Genomic DNA, 14594 nt, shown 5'->3' on the forward strand with positions numbered 1-14594 from the left:
ACGCTCTGGAAGAAAGCGTCGTTATCCTTAGATTCTTGACATTTATGTTTAATTCCACAATGACTGACAGAAAGAATTCGAAGTTGAATCGTTTGAAAAGTCGATTCCCCTATTACGACAGTGATTTTAATCGGCCAGAATTTAAACTCCCAGGAAGCAGCGCATGAGTCAACCAAGTCATTCCAGCTCTCATGATCAGAGCCTGCAGGAAATCGATTCGATCGCCGCAGGATTGGGGTTGAGTCGTAACGATTATGAGCCTTACGGACGCTATAAAGCCAAACTTGCCCACGGGCTCTCGCAGAGACTCAACGATCGACCGCTTGCCAAATATATCGGCGTGACTGCGATCAACCCGACTCCGTTAGGCGAAGGCAAAACCGTCACCGCGATCGGGCTGGCAATGGCACTATCCCAATTGGGCCACTCCACCATCGGCACACTGCGTGAACCCTCATTAGCGCCGGTATTCGGCATCAAAGGGGGCGGTGCCGGCGGAGGAAAGTGTACTCTGGAACCGCAGGCCGACATCAACCTGCATTTTACCGGTGACATGCACGCGGTAACGTCGGCGACCAATCTGCTGGCCAGTATCATCGACAATCATCTGAAGCGAAAAAAAACACCGCAAATCAATCCCGCCACGATCACCTGGAAACGCGTGCTGGATTTATGCGATCGCGGTTTGGCGCATATCATCACCGGCCTGGATCAAGTTCCCCAGGCACCTCTGCGCGAGACCGGCTTCGAACTGTCGGCGGCTTCCGAAGTCATGGCGATTCTCGCGTTGGCAACCGATCTTGCAGATCTCAGATTAAGGTTGGGACGCATCGTCGTCGGTATGACTTATGAAAAGCAGCCTGTCACAGTAGAAACGTTAGGCTGTGCCGGTGCGATGGCGGCGCTGTTAGTCGATGCCTTACAACCAAACCTGGTGCAAAGTTGTGAGCAGACACCTTTTCTCGTGCATGCGGGCCCCTTCGGAAATATTGCACACGGCAACAGTTCCATTGTGGCCGATCTCATCGCCGTTCGTCTGGCCGATTATGTCGTCACCGAAAGCGGCTTCGGTGCCGATTGCGGTGCGGAAAAGTTTTTCGATATCAAATGTCGTACCAGCGGTCTCAAGCCAGACGCCGAAGTCCTGGTCTGCACGGCCCGCGCGTTGAAGCTACAGAGCGGACTGTTTGAAGTCCGTCCGGGCAGACCGTTGCCGGCAGAGCTTCTGGAAGAAAATCTGGATGCAATTCGTGCTGGCGCTGTCAATTTAAAAGCGCACCTCGACATTATTCAACAATATGGGCTTCCCGTGGTGGTCGCGATCAACGCGTTTCCTAACGACAGTGAACCGGAGCTTGCGGAAATCCAACGAATTGCATTGGAACAAGGGGCGGTGGCCGCCGTGATCACTGACGCATTTGCGCGGGGCGGACAAGGTTCGATCGCACTGGCCGAAGCCGTCGTTAACGCCGCCAGTCAGCCAAATCAGTTTCAATATCTGTATCCCCTTGAAATGTCGATCGAAGACAAAATTGAAATGATCGCCACCAAAATTTACGGGGCTGCATCTGTGGAATATGAACCAAAGGCCCGACGTCGGATTCAGCAATATGAACAACTCGGATATGGCAATCTGCCGGTTTGCATCGCGAAAACCCAATATTCGCTTTCGCACGATCCGAGCCTGTTGGGACGACCTCAGGGATTCACGTTCCCGGTGCGCGATATGAAACTCTCTGCTGGTGCCGGTTTTCTGTATGCCTTATGCGGCGAAATTCGTACGATGCCCGGCCTGCCTTCCGAGCCGGCTGCCTTGCGAATCGATATCGACGAACAAGGAAACATTATCGGACTGCAATAACATACTCGATAGACTATTTCGAGATTTCCGTGATGCGATACTGATTTTCCCCAGGCACGAATAATTCCGGCAACCAGGCCACCCCCAGGCCCGGCGTTTGAGGGATCAGAATCCGCCCATCATCCACCTGGATTTGCTTGTCAATCAATTGCGGATACAGGATTCGCAAATGCGCCCTTAAACTTTCCTGCCAGGCGACATTATTTGAACTGGCGGCGACATGCACGCCCGATAGCAGCGTCAGTGGTCCGGTACAATCATGCATTACAACAGGCACATTATAAAACTGTGCCAGCCGCGTGATGTTTCTGGTCTGCGAGATCCCGCCGACCCACGTTGGATCAATCATCACAAAATCGGCGGCCCGCTTTTCGAGTGCCAGCCGATAATCATCAGGGCCGTTAAACATTTCGCTCACCGCTACGGGGATCTCCGCTTTATCACGAAAATCACTCAACGTATCCACGCAATCGACCCGCAGCAGATCTTCCGCCCAGAGAATGTCGTATTCCCGCAGTCGCTTGGCAATCCGTAATGCCGGGGCGAGTTGAAAAAATCCGTGACCATCGATAATCAGTTCGATGTTGTTTCCCAACGTCTCCCGAATTTTCCGAAACGGTTCCAGTGCCTGTGTAATATCTTTATGAGTGATATGTAACGGCCCGTTGGTTTTGTGGGCGGCGAAATCAAGCGTCCAGACCTTGAGTGCCTGATAGCCTTCCGCCAGCAGAGATTCTGCCAACGCCACCGGCGCATTCACTGCGGACCAGTAATCATTCAACGGTCCCTGATTTCCCACCGAACCATAGCCGGGCCAGGTGTGAACCACGTTTTTGGTATCGCTTGTGCCACCATACGAAGGGCCGCCGCAACTGTTATAGGTGCGGATCGATTCCTGCACGCAGCCCCCCAGTAATTGCCACACCGGTTGAGCAGTCACCTGACCGAAGATATCCCACAATGCCAAGTCAATGGCGGAAATCGCCCGCAGTTCGGTTCCCCGTGAACCAAAGTTCGTGGCACGTTCATACAGAAACCGCCAGTGCGCTTCGATATCGAGGGGGTTCTTCCCCATCAGGTAATGCGACATCCAGTCGTGAATCATCGCGGCGACAGCATGTGGCGCATAATAGGTCTCGCCACAACCGACGATTCCCTCGCTGGTATGAATCCGCACCAGCAGCAGACCGGGCATGATCGATTCCGCAATCGATGTTTCGATTTTTGTGATCTGCATGGGACTTCCTTTAAGGTGAAAGAGACTCGAATTAGTCGATGGATTCAAAGGGAAACAGAGGTCGTCTGCGATACTGATATTTAAACTGTTTCATGTCGGCTGAAGTGACGCCCGGCGTATTCACACGGATCAAATTCGGGCAGACCGGTTTATAAGCCGCCAGCGGTGCCTGCACTCCTTTCGCGACCAGAATATGATAATCGGCGGGTTTAATTCCGCAAGACGTTAATTGTCCCAGACTGAAGGGAGGCGTGCGATGACTGTTGAGCATGATCGTCAATCCGAAATCGGTTTGCACCACCGCCGTCGGACCCATCTGATATTCTGTTTTGCCGCCATGACGTACCTGCGATTCGGTGAAATGACCATCATGCAGACTGACGACAGTAACATCAGTAATCAGTGGTGCCCCATGCTGGTTGTCCGTTTTTCCCCCCATCGCCAGTCCGGATAACGTTGCTCCTACTCCGGCTGCAATCGCCGTTTGCGCTGCCTCGGGATCATACAGGCAGGCAAAGCTCTTCGGCCCCTGACGTTGTTGAATCGCGTGTAAAATGGTCGTGCCATCCGCGGGAGAACCGCCGCCGATATTGTCCCCCATATCCAGAAAACAGATCGGGCCTTCCAGTACTTCCGCTTGGTCAAGGGCCACTTCAATGCCGACCAGGTGCGCCACAAATTCCTCGCGTCGTACGATCAGGGATTCTCCCAATTGATTCGCTAACTCTTGCGCACGACTCGGGTCGTTATCCGTCACCACAATAAACCCGGACCCCATCTCCTCCACATCGGCGTAAGGGAATCCTAGAATCACGCTGTTCGACAGCACGCCCGACTCATCCAGCATCTGATCCGCTTGTCGATATAACGATGCGCACGGCTCAGAAGATGTATGTTGCCGTTCAATATTAATCGCCACCGGCACAAAGCAGGCGGCTTGTGTTGGTTTGACGTCCCCGTTCAGAATCCGCTGCATGAGTCGAGCCGCTTCAATGCCCCGGTCCTTCTGATCGATGTGCGGGTTGGTCCGATACACAATCGTCGCAACACAGGCATCAATCATCGTTTGAGAAACATTCGCATGTGCATCCAGCGTACAAACGATGGGCAGTTCAGGTCCTACCTGCTCACGAACCAGTGTCAGCCAATAACCGTCCAGGTCCCGCTCGTTTTCGCTGACACCTGCACCATGTGGCGCGACGAGTAATCCGTCCAGCGGCCCCGCCTGCTGTAGTTCGTGCAGCATGTTCTGGATCAGCGTCTCCACGGTCTCCGCAGTGATCGTCCCCCCCGGCAGCGCACGAGCGACGAAAATCGGAACCGCTTCGAGCTCCGTTTCTGCCAGGCCGGCGAAGAACCCACCAATTTCATGCGCCGAGGTTTTAAAGATCGGATAAATCTCATCACCGGTCGCCAGCACGTCATATTCGAAATCGGATAGCGTCGTTGCCGATTGGATGAACGTATTGGATTCGTGTTGCAGTGCGATTATTCCGACACGCATCACAGGCCCCTCAATAAAAAACGTGGAAAACTTCAGTTGTATATCTTATGATGGAACGGTGTATTCACTATAATGAAACGTCTGGAAGGTTGCAAGCAGCGGCCTGCATCTCATTTTTCACTCTTTCCAGCGGATCAAATTCGGAATGCCCTTGACGACGGAAGCAACATCTCTCGGCAAAGCTCTGCACGTACTTGAAGTGCTGGCAACCTCGGACGGTGCGCAAACATTGCTGGAAATCGTTCAGGAACTGGGCCTGCATAAGCCCACCGTGCATCGCATTCTCGGAGAGCTGGTCGAACTGGGATACGTGAGCCGCGTCGAAAAAGGGGTCTATCAGATTACGCCGAAGTTGCGACGTCTGGCTTTGGGAAAGATGGAAGACCGGCTGACAGAAATCGCCGATCCTGCGTTGCGTGCCCTGCATCAAGAGACAGGGGAAACCGTCAATCTCGGCGTTCTGCGCGGAACCAGCGTCCGTTATTTACGCGTGATCGAGAGCACGCATCCCTTACGACGCATTGTAGAATCGAATAGCACCGATCCGTTTTATTCAACCTCTCTGGGTCGTGCGATCACAGCAGAGTTGCGTGATGAAGCATGGGACTCACTCATCGCTCGTACTCGACTCATTGCGCGAACGACAGAAACTGTGATCGATAAGAAACAGCTCTGTAAAATCCATCAGCGTGCCCAGAAAGATGGCTACGCGGTCGAACAGGATCAGAACGATGTCGGCGTCACCTGCATTGGAGCCCCTGTTTCTGAGGACGGAGAAATCATCGCGGCCATCAGCCTGAGTGTGCCAACGGCTCGCGCGGATGCAAAAGCGTTACCACGATTTATCAAAGCAGTGGTCAAAACAGCCAAACAAATTTCAAGCCAAATTTAGCAGAATACGAGCAAACCATGAATGAATCGCAACCGGAAACAATCACCCTGGAGCTGATGCGTCAATTCCTGCATTCCGCCATCATCTGTGATGCGCTGGATTCCATCGGCCTGACGAATCAGTCGCCGCGCAAAGAATTATTGCCGATGACGGTCGAGGAAGTCGTCGTGGGACGCTGTAAAACCAGTCTCTGGGCCGATATGTACCACAGTGATCCCAGCCCTTATGAACTGGAGCTGAAAGCCGTCGATTCGATCAACGCCGACGAAGTCTTCATCGCCGCCGCCAGTGGTTCGATGCGTTCGGGCATCTGGGGGGAATTGCTTTCAACGGTTGTCAAACACCGTGGTTGTACGGGCGCGATCATCGATGGTGCCGTTCGCGATGTCCGGCAGATGCGGGCCATGCCCTTCCCGGTCTGGGCCGTGGGAACCTCACCCTATGATAGTAAAGATCGCCAGCGGATTATCGACATCGATGTGCCCGTGGAAATCGGCGGCGTCCTCTTCTCTCCCGGCGATCTCGTATTTGCAGACGTCGATGGCATCGCCGTCGTCCCCCAGGAAGTGGAAGCCGAAGTCATTCAGCTCGCCTGGAAAAAAGTGCACGAAGAAAACACGTTCCGCGACAGTATCAAAGCAGGCATGTCAGCCACGGAAGCCTTTGCGAAGTATGGCATTCTTTAAAGAGAGACGCTGTTTAATCAGCGGTTGCGGGATTCCACCACGTGTCCAGTAGTCTTCTCATTTCTGCCAGAGATGCGGCAGTGTCGGCGTTGTTGATGAGGTTCTGCGTCTCACCCGGATCTTGCGATAGATCAAACAAGACATCGCCGTGCGTATAATTATTCCACGTTTTCCCTTGCGCGTTTGTATTATGTACGGTAATCAGCTTGAGGTTCCCTTTGCGAATCCAGCGATGCGCCACATCCCGCTCTGGATGCCCCAGCGAACTGGCATCTCCCGGATAGATGGCACCATACACGGCGCGATCCGTGGGTAACTTTGTTTCGCCTTTCGCGGACGGCATTAGATTCACGCCCGGTAGCTTCTGTGCTGCGGCCCCCTGCCCGGCTGCCTGCAGCAACGTCGGCACAACATCGATACTGCTGACGAGTGCGGTGTGTGTTGCTGGTTTCGTTACGCCGTCCCAGCGAATCAATATTGGCGAACGCAGCCCGTCTTCAAACGGCGAACGTTTACTGGCTTTGGTGTGATGGAAATTCTCGCGATATTTCATCGGCTTCGTTCCCGGCGTCCAGCCGTTATCGATCACGAATAAGAATAGCGTGTTCCTGGCGTCGGATTCCCGCTCGACAAACTGAATCAGCGCGCCAACGGTCTCATCGAACTGGGAACAACTCGCGTAGTAGGCAATTTCCTCTTTGGAAACGCGCGGGTTATTACGGTACAAGTTGAAATACTTTTTCGGTGAATCATGCGGCTGGTGCGGCAGATACGGCGCGTACCAGACCAACCAGGGTGTGGACTTTTGTTCGCAGTCGCGCACGAATTTATAAATCGGCTGCATCGTTTCGCGGCCGATTTTGAGTCCCCAGTCTCCGTTTCCATGCGCGGCGAGTTCTCCGTTCGCCAACTTGCGGTTCCCACCAAAGGTCTGTCCCGGTACCGGTTTGAAGACTGTCATGCCTTCCGTAAAACCAGCATTGCGATAATGGCCTTCCCAGAATTTGCCCGTTTGCAGACAGCGATAACCGTGAGCCGCCAGAATGCGGGGCAGTGTCTCCACGTTCTGAATCAGGCGAAACGCGTTACCACGACTGGTTTCGTACTCTTTCCGAGACGTCATTTTATTAAACGCACTATTACCCGGCGGCGGATGATTATAGTGAATTCCGCTCTGATGCGGATACAGGCCCGTCAGCAGAGTCGCCAGCGAAGGGCTGCAGACACTCGTCGGCAGATAGCCATTCACATAACGGGCCGACTGCTGAGCCAGCCGGTCGATATGCGGCGTCTGAATTTCTTTGTTGCCCATGAATCCGAAATCGCGGAAGGTCTGATCGTCTGAGATGATCAGCACGATATTCGGCGTTAGTACGGATTCTGCCCCAGCAAGCGAAGTCGGAAAACCAGCATCGCTTGACAGCAGGCACCAGATCACGGTCAACACAGACAGCCAGTTCAATTTTTGCGAGTCTGAAATGCCTTTCATTCGTCTTCCAATCCCCTCTACACATCAAAGCCCTGAATTGATACAGTATGTCCAGCATAACCCGCAAGGCGCGGTAAGTCATTCAGAATTTGCGTCAACCATTTCTGCTTTTCCAGAAGGAAGCCTGTTTTGTTAAGTTTTGGATTGGAAATTGGTCCACGAAAAATAGGAAAAGGAAATGGAACCAACATTACAAATATTCATCGATGCAGTAACATAAGCATGCAGTAAGATAAGCATAGAGAGGCGGCCTGACGGAGATTCAGGCCCGTCTGTATTTCCTTTCATACGATTCGAATCAGACATAACCAGGCATACTAAGTTAAAAGGAGTTTTCAGTGAGTATCAATCCAGTAGAATATCAACCGGGTGGCGACAAAAAGAATTCCGATTTTTTTAACGAATACCGGGTGAAAATTTGCGAACGTCGCCAGAGCAGCGGGATTGATGATCTACTGGAAACCATGCGCGGAATCGTAATCCAGGTCGAACAGGGAGACGCCCTGCCTTACCTGCACGAACTCTATCTGATGGGCCCCTATCGATTCACAGCCGCCTTCAAGAATACCACACATAATGTGTATGTTCTCACTTCACAGCCCGAATACCCACGGCTGTTTATTCTGGAACCGCTGGCAAAAGATTATGCAGATGAAATCACGATGTATAATCGGCTGTATCCGCTCTCCAGCCAGAAGCCGAACGCACGCTATATTGGCGAGATTTTCAGCACTAAAGATGTCGCTGAAACACAAAAAACGCTCGAGTCGCATAACATTCGCTTCAATTACCATCACGAAACCAAAAACCCGTTCTTTACGGAATCCCATTTCGCGTTTACCTTCCCTTCAGACTTTACTTGCAATCGCGTCGGTTACACGCAGGTCGAGATCGATGATTTCGACGCCCTGAATTTGGGAACCCGATTCGAACTGGATACGTCGGTTGCGGATTCACTGAATCAAGTCGTGCAGTTTGCCGAAGCAGAAAAACTCAATTCGCTGGTTCTGGGAGTCGATCACCTGGCGACCCGCATTCTGGCCGGCGAACGCGAAGATGCCATTCTCGAGTTTTTGACGATGTCCAATCACTATTTCTGGGGTGCTTATAATATCGCCGCCATGAATTCTTCGACGAATGTAACCCGCAACGGTTATGTCGATGACGATAAAAAATCGCCCGCGAAAGTGTTTACCGCTAACAATACACCTTCCTTCGTAAATTCCTTTGATAATCTGCCCATGCCGACAGAAGACTTCGTCCGCAACTATGGTCGCCGTCTGCATCACATCGCTTATGAAGTCATTGACGGCAATCACCGGGCTGGCGAAAAGAATGTCGATTATGTGGTGAATACGCTGAAAGAGAAAGGCATCCCCTTCCTGGCGAATGTGGTCGGCGAATGCCTGGATGAGCCGAATCTGAAACAGATCTTCTCGAAACACTCCGCTTACTCCATTTTAATTACGGAATACGTGGAGCGTTGTCACGGCTACGAAGGTTTCTTCACAAAATCCAATGTCGCCGCACTCACCGCAGCGGCTGGTATAGACGAACGCTACGAACATGGCCACGTCTTTGATTAAAGGCGGATTCCCGTTCGAACCGACATTCAAAGTAAACAGCGCTTCCGTACTCAAACCAGGGATTTGCAAACTATGCGTCGTTCTTCGAATTTGCCAAGGATTGTCATCATCGGAGGGGGCTTTGCCGGCATCAATGTCGCCAAGTCCTTGAAGGACGCCCCTGTCGAGATCGATCTGGTTGACAAACACAATTATCACCTGTTCCAGCCGCTATTGTATCAGGTTGCGACGGGAGAGCTCGATCCGGCGAATATCGCTGCTCCAATTCGCAAGATCCTGTGGAAGCAGAAAAACGTGCATGTCGCGCTGGGCGAAGTCACTGCCATCGATTTCGACAAAAAACTGGTGCAATTTGACGGCGGCGAATTAGACTATGACTATCTGGTGATCGCGTCCGGCGCACAGCAGTCGTATTTCGGCCATGACGAATTTCGGGCGCATGCTCCCGGCTTGAAGTCACTCGATGACGCGCTCGAAATCCGCAGACGCTTGTTCCTGGCATTTGAAGAAGCAGAGTGGGAAGCCGACGAAGAGGCCCGTCGCAATAAACTCACGTTCGTCATCGTCGGCGGCGGTCCGACCGGCGTCGAACTGGCAGGAGCCGTCAAAGAAGTCGCCACGGAAACACTACCCCGGGAATTTCGCAATATCCATAGCGGTATGGCACGGGTCATCTTAGTGGATGGCGGAAAGCGACTCGTAGGCCCCATGCCCGAGGATCTTGGTGTGCGGGCACAACAGGTGCTCGAAAAGATGGGGGTCGAAATTCATCTGAATGTGCATGTGACGGATGTGACCGCCGAAGGGGTCGTAATCGGCGATGAGACGATTCAGGCCGAAAATGTCTTCTGGGCGGCCGGCGTACAGGGTCAGGAACTCGCCAAAACATTAGACACGGAAGTGGATCGAGGCAGCCGGATCGTCGTCGGCCCTGATCTCTCGATTCCCAATCATCCGGAAGTCTTCGTCGTGGGAGACGCCGCCCACGCGACCGATGCCACAACAGGAACCCCGGTTCCCGGCCTCGCACAGGGCGCCATTCAAACCGGCCGTTTCGTCGCGGAAATCATCAAAGCCGAAGTCGCCGGCAACGCGCCGCAAGAACGCCCCCAGTTCAGCTATCACGATAAAGGTTCGATGGCGATGATCGGCCGCGGCAACGCGATCGCCGCAATCGGCAAGATCCATTACGGCGGCATTCTGGGCTGGATTTCCTGGAACGTATTACACGTGATGTTCCTGGTTGGCTTCCGCAACCGTTTCAAAGTCATGCTCGACTGGTGCTGGAACTACATCTGGAAAACAAGACGCTCCCGCCTGATTACAGGCGACCCCGAAGTCCACATCAAACAACTCTACTCCGAACACCAGCAGCCCGAATTGAAACCGGGTAAGCGGAAACATAATAAAACAGATGAAAAGTGAAACCACCCATATACTGGAATTCAAGAAATACACTTAAGGAGCCCTGTTATGAGCGAAGATGATCACAAAGCAGAAAAACAGAGAGGCTCTGCAGAAGCGGGGCTGGTTTATGTTTGTTCGATTCTGACTGGCTTTGCCGGGATTTTCGGTGCTGGTGTCTCAGTGGGGTCGAATAGCTTCACCGGTGGAGGCCTGTTTCTATTGGCCTCTGCTTTTGCATTTGGCTTACTGGCAAATGCTATGTTTCGAAATTAGTTCCCTGCACAAAATTCAGAACATTTCAAGCTTATGAGTCTGTCTGCCGCTGTCTATTTCATCGATCTCATTGAAATACCATAAAAAAAAGGGTGTTATAGCCACCACAAGCATGGAGCAACGCATTCAGCGATCAATCCCCGTCTGATATTCAAGGCTTCTTTCTTTTCAAGAAACACTACTTCATCTGACTAAGCACGATTTTATCAAACAGTTTATCTGAAAAGAGCCGTTTCACGCGGGGCAGGAATTTGGAGTCCATCGTGGTGGCGTAGCGGGTTTTTGGGTGTTTAGCTTCAATGGCTTTGACCACCGCGTTCGCTGTGCTTTCGGGACCGGGGCTCTTGGAGTACAGCTTGCTGGTGAATTTTCGAAAGGCGGCGACCAGCGGCTGGTAATCTTCTGCATGATCCAGACTGTCCAGTTTGGCAAAGGCGACTTCGTCGAATTCGGTTTTGACGGCTCCCGGCTCGATCAGCACGACATCGATACCAAACTGTTTGACTTCCATCCGCAGCGCGTCCGAAAAACCTTCGACTGCAAATTTCGTCGAAGCATACCAGCCTAGGACTGCGGTCGAGACATGCCCCACGACCGACGCCGTATTGATGATGCGGCCGCTACGCTGCTTCCGCATCTGAGGCAGTACCGCTTGAACCAGCCGTGCCAGTCCGAAGACGTTCACATCGTATTGATACTGAATTTCCTCAAGCGGCACACATTCGATCGTGCCGTACGAACCATAGCCGGCGTTGTTGAACAGCACATCAATTCGTCCCTGTTCGGTAATGATCTGGTCGACGCCTGCTTTGACTGACTCGGTATCCGTGACATCCATCTGCAGGATGTGGGCACCTTTCGCTTCGATGTCTCGCATCTTCTCCACACGCCGGGCCGCCGCGTACACGGTGTAACCTTTCGCCAGCAGTTTTTCCGCGACCAGCTTGCCAAATCCGGCCGAGGCGCCGGTGACTAAGACACATTGCTTCTTTTCTGGTTGAGTACTCATGAACCGATCCCTGGAATGATATCGAGTGCTGGAAGGTAAAGACGTTGTTTCCGCGATGCAGGAATCCGAATCCTACTAAGCTGATGCAGGCTGTCAACAGGAGATTTTAAATCATGAGAATGCTGGTGGAGAGAAGATCAATCTCAAAGAGGAACGAGAAGCAATGCGGCTGTTTCTTCGATTGGTTTCTACTTCTGTTTCTTAATCAATTCCGCCACAGAGATCGGATAATAAAACCAGGCCAACAGTGCCGGTTTTCCAGTTCGAGGATTGGTCCCGGTCTTGAGTTGAAGCTGTGCCCGTTCAGCCAGTTCCTTTTTCATATGCGCTCGCACGCGCAATTTTCCATCTTCCTTTCTGGTCGCCAGGGAAACCGAAAGATCCGGACGGGTGGTCCCGTCTTCGGAGGAAATCACTAAATCGACGGAATCGAGTGGCTTCAACTTTCCCTCGTCGGCGATGACCAGATTGACGGTTACCCGGCCGGTGCCATGATCCACTACGGAGATCTCATATTTGAGTTCCAGTTCTTCTTTCGACTGACCAATTTCAAATCCAATTGCCCAGGCGACAGTCACCGATAGCAGAAGACCGAAAAATGTCAGTGACGACAAGGCCCGTTTTCGTGCAGACATGAGAAGGTTCCTTGTGAACGGGGAAGGTTTGTTCTGTTTGATTCTTGCGTCGCTCATGATTTATGATCAATGACAAAAGTACGAAGCCCGTCTCACTTTTTTAGCGACTTACAAAACTGACTGATCTTCCCGAGGGTTTCCTGGTGTTGTTTTTTCTCTGCGGATCTATCAGGTGCCTGTTCGATAGTCTGTATCGTATTTTCAATTTGCGTTTTCAACTGTTTGTCATCGGTCTTGAGTGCGTCACGCAATGCGGGCAGTGTCGGCGCGGCCTGTTTGCCGAAGGTCGCCAGTGCCCCCACGGCATTTCGGCGGACCCACTTTTCTTTACTCGATAATAATTTCGCAATCGTTTCCATGCTGGGTTTGCTATAAGGATCCAGCCTCGCCAGTTGCCCTGCGCTCCAGCCGCGCACCGTAATGTCGGTACTCGTCAGTCCCTTGGTATAACGTTGTTCCAGGTCGGCCAGTTGAAGCAGAGTGACGTCCTTGGGGATCTTGATTTTGTCCAGCTCTATCGTACCGGCCACATAAACCGTCAAGATCGGGTACTTGCTCCAGATTTGGGCCCCCTGATCTTTTTGTGACATAGCTCGCGCAATCCCGCCGACCAGATGCAGACTCCAGTTATAGTCCATGGTTTGCGATGCGTTGAACGAACTGACTGTAGCCGGCCCCGGTCGTAAGACCACTTCGTGCACTTTTTCTTCCGTGGCCGCGAACTTCTGTAGCGCGTCGTTGAGTGCTTCGGCATCCCCGCGATAGAAACAGTGTTCGTTGCCATTGATCCAGCGGTGGTAAACGCGGCTTTGATGATTGACCACCGGCATAATGCCCGGCCAGTCCCGAAAATTCTCCGCATGTAACGGTTTGTTGCCGAAATCCTCTATGCCTAACGCCCACGCGAAAGAGGGGATACTGGCTAAAGTCAGCAGAGTGCTCATTGAAATCAAGAATAACTGCCGCATGAGGAGATGTCCTTAATTGAGAAACGAGTTCGTATTGTTTTAGAGACGACAGCTGCAGCCGTTTTGTTTCCGAAATTCATTCACAACCTTTGATAATGAGTCAATTTATTTAGAGAACGAACTTTTTAGGACAGTTGAAAACGAATCTCATGCGTTGCGTTATTTCTCATCCGTAATTTGTTTGACCCAGTTTGCTCCCTGAATCGCGCCATGATGTTTATTGCCCGATGCATCATGAGCAATTTTGCCAGTCCCTTCATCGAAGTGATAAAGTACCAGCGTTTCTTTATCTGGTTTAAACCGTTTAGCAGGTTTGAAATCTTTCGTATAGCGGGCTACTTTCGAAATGCGAACTTCGTCAATCACACCTTTAAAAAACTGATGGGGCTTGCCTTTGCCGTTGGGATCGGCACCGACCATGAAGTCATAAGGCGAGGGAACGTGCGGCAGTGTTGTTTGGCCAACGTAGTCCTGCTGCTTGCCATTCACAAACAATTTGAAAGACAGGCCATCATAAACCGCAGCAACATGAACTGGTTGATCGATATCTGCTTCTGCGTTCGAAGCAGTCGACACATAACCGGCATTCGAAGCGCGGCCTTCGTTGAAGTGCGCCATCCAGCGTTCTCCCGAGTAGTGAATACCCACTCCAGCCAACTGCAGATTGGCAACCACAGACGCACGAATATTGTCGGCATCGTGTGCGTAAGGCTTCACCCAGGCCTCAAGTGTGATAGGCTCTACGCCGTCGTAACGCAGTTTCGGGATGATCACCTGAGATTTGCCGGTGAATTCCAGACTGAATTTCTTAGGTGCGTCCGCTTGCTGCGGCTGGTCTTCAGATCTTGCTGACGAGTCTGCAAACAGAATCAGCATTAAAGTGCACACGAATAACAACGCGGGACGAAAATACATGGTAACTTCTCCAGATGGATTTCTTGATTTACATTGCTTTGAATGAGGGGATTTTACCCAACCTGGTTTTTTCAAATCACACGATAGAGACGCGTGTGTATCAATGCTCCAAAAAAAAACAGGGACATATGA

13 protein-coding genes are annotated in these 14594 nt (G+C 51.9%); 6 read left to right on the forward strand and 7 right to left on the reverse strand.

What is annotated here, in order from left to right; all coding sequences use genetic code 11:
• Positions 1-163: 163 nt before the first annotated feature.
• Positions 164-1861, forward strand: coding sequence for a formate--tetrahydrofolate ligase (locus AAC022_RS12960; protein ID WP_339731523.1), 1698 nt, complete (start codon positions 164-166; stop codon positions 1859-1861).
• A gap of 13 nt (positions 1862-1874) precedes the next feature.
• On the opposite strand, the gene AAC022_RS12965 is transcribed toward AAC022_RS12960, so the two are convergent.
• Positions 1875-3098: a mandelate racemase/muconate lactonizing enzyme family protein gene (locus AAC022_RS12965; protein WP_339731524.1), complete on the reverse strand. Its 1224-nt coding sequence runs from the start codon at positions 3096-3098 to the stop codon at positions 1875-1877.
• Between the two features lie 31 nt (positions 3099-3129).
• A complete protein-coding gene (locus AAC022_RS12970; protein ID WP_339731526.1) occupies positions 3130-4602 on the reverse strand; it encodes a M81 family metallopeptidase in 1473 nt (490 codons plus the stop codon).
• 145 nt (positions 4603-4747) lie between these two features.
• Here AAC022_RS12970 and AAC022_RS12975 point away from each other — a divergent pair, with 145 nt between their 5' ends.
• Both AAC022_RS12975 and AAC022_RS12980 read left to right on the forward strand, forming a co-directional pair.
• Positions 4748-5494, forward strand: a complete 747-nt coding sequence (locus AAC022_RS12975) for an IclR family transcriptional regulator (RefSeq protein ID WP_339731527.1) — start codon at positions 4748-4750, stop codon at positions 5492-5494.
• 17 nt (positions 5495-5511) lie between these two features.
• Positions 5512-6180, forward strand: coding sequence for an RraA family protein (locus tag AAC022_RS12980; protein WP_339731528.1), 669 nt, complete (start codon positions 5512-5514; stop codon positions 6178-6180).
• A gap of 13 nt (positions 6181-6193) precedes the next feature.
• Here the strand turns inward: AAC022_RS12980 and AAC022_RS12985 are convergent, their stop codons facing one another.
• Entirely contained in the window at positions 6194-7669 is a 1476-nt protein-coding gene (locus AAC022_RS12985; protein WP_339731529.1) for a sulfatase-like hydrolase/transferase, read from the reverse strand.
• A 338-nt stretch (positions 7670-8007) separates the two neighbouring features.
• On the opposite strand from AAC022_RS12985, the gene AAC022_RS12990 reads away from it, so the two are divergent.
• The 3 genes from AAC022_RS12990 (at position 8008) to AAC022_RS13000 (ending at position 10935) form a co-directional block, all read left to right on the forward strand.
• Positions 8008-9255 carry a hypothetical protein gene (locus AAC022_RS12990; RefSeq protein ID WP_339731530.1) on the forward strand — a complete coding sequence of 416 codons (1248 nt, stop codon included), beginning with the start codon at positions 8008-8010 and terminating at the stop codon, positions 9253-9255.
• Positions 9256-9327: 72 nt separating this feature from the next.
• Positions 9328-10680, forward strand: a complete 1353-nt coding sequence (locus AAC022_RS12995) for an NAD(P)/FAD-dependent oxidoreductase (RefSeq protein WP_339731531.1) — start codon at positions 9328-9330, stop codon at positions 10678-10680.
• A gap of 48 nt (positions 10681-10728) precedes the next feature.
• Positions 10729-10935, forward strand: a complete 207-nt coding sequence (locus AAC022_RS13000) for a hypothetical protein (RefSeq protein WP_339731533.1) — start codon at positions 10729-10731, stop codon at positions 10933-10935.
• A 178-nt stretch (positions 10936-11113) separates the two neighbouring features.
• On the opposite strand, the gene AAC022_RS13005 is transcribed toward AAC022_RS13000, so the two are convergent.
• From AAC022_RS13005 to AAC022_RS13020, 4 genes are all read right to left on the reverse strand, one after another.
• Positions 11114-11944: an oxidoreductase gene (locus AAC022_RS13005; RefSeq protein ID WP_339731534.1), complete on the reverse strand. Its 831-nt coding sequence runs from the start codon at positions 11942-11944 to the stop codon at positions 11114-11116.
• 188 nt (positions 11945-12132) lie between these two features.
• Complete coding sequence (locus tag AAC022_RS13010; RefSeq protein WP_339731535.1) at positions 12133-12579, reverse strand: hypothetical protein; 447 nt, start codon at positions 12577-12579, stop codon at positions 12133-12135.
• 92 nt (positions 12580-12671) lie between these two features.
• On the reverse strand, positions 12672-13547 hold the full coding sequence (locus AAC022_RS13015) for a HEAT repeat domain-containing protein (protein WP_339731536.1): 876 nt from the start codon (positions 13545-13547) through the stop codon (positions 12672-12674).
• Positions 13548-13706: 159 nt separating this feature from the next.
• Positions 13707-14462: a LamG domain-containing protein gene (locus AAC022_RS13020; protein ID WP_339731538.1), complete on the reverse strand. Its 756-nt coding sequence runs from the start codon at positions 14460-14462 to the stop codon at positions 13707-13709.
• Positions 14463-14594 lie beyond the last annotated feature (132 nt).

Source organism: uncultured Gimesia sp. (assembly GCF_963976445.1).
Taxonomy (GTDB): Bacteria; Planctomycetota; Planctomycetia; order Planctomycetales; family Planctomycetaceae; genus Gimesia.